The 2,872-nt window shown below is 45.2% G+C and carries 3 protein-coding genes and 1 pseudogene; all 4 read left to right on the top strand.

Annotation, left to right across the window (positions count from 1 at the left end; all coding sequences use genetic code 11):
- Positions 1–830: terminase gpA endonuclease subunit (locus GQO39_RS08205; protein ID WP_198039446.1), on the top strand; the 830-nt coding region annotated here is incomplete at its 5' end.
- A gap of 3 nt (positions 831–833) precedes the next feature.
- Positions 834–1,082 carry a phage head-tail joining protein gene (locus GQO39_RS08200; RefSeq protein WP_156851727.1) on the top strand — a complete coding sequence of 83 codons (249 nt, stop codon included), beginning with the start codon at positions 834–836 and terminating at the stop codon, positions 1,080–1,082.
- Entirely contained in the window at positions 1,082–2,620 is a 1,539-nt protein-coding gene (locus GQO39_RS08195) for a phage portal protein (protein ID WP_156851726.1), read from the top strand. The genes GQO39_RS08200 and GQO39_RS08195 overlap by 1 nt, the downstream gene beginning before the upstream one ends.
- A pseudogene (locus GQO39_RS08190) lies at positions 2,610–2,872 on the top strand (S49 family peptidase); the annotation flags it as partial. The gene GQO39_RS08195 and the pseudogene GQO39_RS08190, both read left to right, overlap by 11 nt.

Below are 2,872 nucleotides of genomic sequence, written 5' to 3'. Positions count from 1 at the left end.
CAGAACAAGCCGTGTTGTTGACAGCGGGCATTGATGTGCAAAATGACCGCTTAGAACTTGAAGTTGTGGGATGGGGACGCAGTGAAGAAAGCTGGCATATCGATTATCAGGTCATCCTTGGTGATCCCTCTTCTTTTGAAGTATGGGACCAATTGGATGAATATCTTACAAGACGCTGGCCGCATCTAGGTTACAAAGACGGCATCAAGATAACGGCGGCTTGTATTGATACCGGTGGTGGACACACACAGGCGGTTTACAATTATGTGCGCCCGCGTGAAGGACGACGGATCTGGGGGATTAAGGGACAGGCGGGATGGCGTGCGGTGTGGCCACGCCGCCCAAGCAGAAACAACAAAGGGCAGATTAACCTCTATATTGTTGGGGTTGATGCAGCTAAGGATATCATTACGGCGCGGTTTAAGAAATCAGGTCCTGAAGCATCGGGGGCTGGTGCAACACATTTTCACAAAAACCTTGATCGGGAATATTTTGACCAGCTAACGGCTGAAAGAAAAGTCATCAAATATTTTAAAGGCTTTAAGCGCATTGAATGGCAAAAAAGCGAAAAGGCAAGAAACGAAGCTTTGGATTGTAGGGTTTATGCCTATGCTGCTTTACAAGGTCTGATTTCGGCGGGAATAAACCTGAATCGAGAAGTCGATATCTTAGAAGAACGTTTGAAAAAGCTTAAAGTTGAAGGCTCTTTAGAGCAGCCAACATCAGAACGTCCCCCCTCTCTTGCTCCAAGAAGATCTCAGACAGCACAGCCTCAAAAGAAGCCATTCAGAACAATAATAAATCCTTATATGCGAGGGGATTGGAGGTAATTGGTGGGTGAAGATTTAAAGCAAGGCAACAGCAAAGTTGAGAGACTTGAAAGCTTAAAAAGGCGGCGTGAGCAAATTGAAGAAGCTCTTTATTCGGGAGCACAATCGGTGCGCCATGGCGATAAGCAAGTCAGCAATCGTTCTGTTGAGGAACTGCGCAGAGCTCTTGAAATGATCAATACACAAATAGCGGACCTTGAAGGGCGCAAGCGTTCACGCGTGTTCTATTTTAATATCTCACGAGGCTATTAATGGCTGGTTTTTTCAATAAACTCACGGGCTTTTTTAAAATTTCTCGTCAACACAATCCCCATTTTGAAGCGGCAAGCAAAAGCCGCCGTATGGGTGGTTTTGACCCCGCAAAAAAACATATTAATAAAGCCATTGAGGAATGCGGTGATACCATTGTTGCCCGTTCAAGATGGCTTTATGACAATGAAGCTCTTTATGGTTCTGTAACGGAGGAATGGGTCTCTGCGGCTGTCAGTGATGGGATTAAACCTTATCCTCGCATTGAAGGCTTTCAAGAAGAAAAGAAAAAGCTTTTAGACTTATGGTGGCAATGGGTTGATGAAGCCGATTATGATGAAGATACCAGCTTTTATGTGCTGCAAGCAACGATTGCCCGAGAGGTCTTTTTAACCGGCGAATGCTTTGTAAGACTACACTATGTCGACCTTTATGGACGCTCTGGTGTGCCACTTCAATTACAAGTTTATCCAACCGAAATGCTGGATTTGACTTACAATGGACCTGCTGAGATTGAAGGCAATTACATTCGTATGGGGATTGAATTTAATGCCAGTGGCAAGCGTGTTGCTTATCATTTCTGGGAACAGCACCCCTATGATGCTTCTCCTTCCAACATAGCATTTAAGAGCCAAGAGCGCGTGCGCGTCCCTGCTGAAATGGTCCTTCACATCAAAGAGCGCCGTATTGCCGGACAATTGCGCGGTTCTCCCAAAATAACGCGTGCTATGACAAAAATCTTTCAACTGGAATCCTATGATGATGCAGAACTTGATCGAAAAAGGATGGCGGCTCTTTTCGCGGCGTTTGTCAAGGACAATTCACCAAACGTCGAAAAATTATCCGATAATCGTGATAAAAACAACGTTGAAGAAGAATACAAAGCACCTGTCATTGCGCCCGGTGCATCTCTTTACTTAGGAGAGAATAAAGAGGTTACATTCTCAAATCCTGTTGAGGTTGGTGGTTCTTATGAGGCTTTTCAATTTCGCAATATCTTGAAAATTTGTGCAGCACTTAATATGCCTTATGCCGTTGTGACAGGAGACGTTACGCGCGGCAATTTTTCCAATGTGCGCACCTCCATCATTCAATTTAGGCGTCACGTTAAACAATGGCGTGAACATATCATTGCCTTTCAATTTAATCGCATTGTTTGGGAGCGTTTTGTTGAAATGGCAGTGCTTTCTGGATGCGTCAATTTGCCAGAGTGGGAAGAAAATCCCTTGCCATGGCTTCAATGTGAAAGCTTTGCGCCCCCGCTTGAAATGATTGATCCAAACAAGGATATCTCAGCGGAAAAAGAAGAAATTCGCGCCGGCTTGAAAACACGACGCATGGCACTTGCTGAGCGTGGCTTTGATATCGATACCATTCATGCCGAACTTGAAGAAGAGCACAAAGATGCGCGCATTCGCGGCTTATCTTTTGATACCGATAATGCAGATCTTTCTGTTGCACATAAAGAGATTGATTCCACAGACTCTGATGAGACTTATGAAAGCAACCAAGGCAGCGAGGCACATGCAAATGGTAAATAATTTTGACATGCCGTTTTTGGCATCACGGCTTTTTGGTGTTCCTCATATGCTTGCCTCCACAAAGCTTGATGTGATTTTGAATGCCCTTGCGCCGCGTCTTTTTGAGGGAGAAAAGTTTGCCCCTAGGGTTTTTGCGCAAGGGGATACAACGGCTTTCAGCCCTCCTGAAACTTACGTGGTCCAAAACAATATTGCCATCCTACCGGTTCACGGCACACTTGTGCGCCGTGGTGCATGGCTTGGGGCTTTATC

Origin of the sequence: Bartonella refiksaydamii, from assembly GCF_902652675.1 — a bacterium.
Classification (GTDB): Bacteria; Pseudomonadota; Alphaproteobacteria; order Rhizobiales; family Rhizobiaceae; genus Bartonella; species Bartonella refiksaydamii.
The sequence above is the reverse complement of the archived record's forward strand: the minus strand, read 5'-3'. Positions and strand labels throughout refer to the sequence as shown.

Coding starts and splice junctions, on each gene's coding strand:
- GQO39_RS08195 (WP_156851726.1), top strand. CDS start 1,082: ATGGCTGGTTTTTTCAATAAACTCACGGGCTTTTTTAAAATTTCTCGT.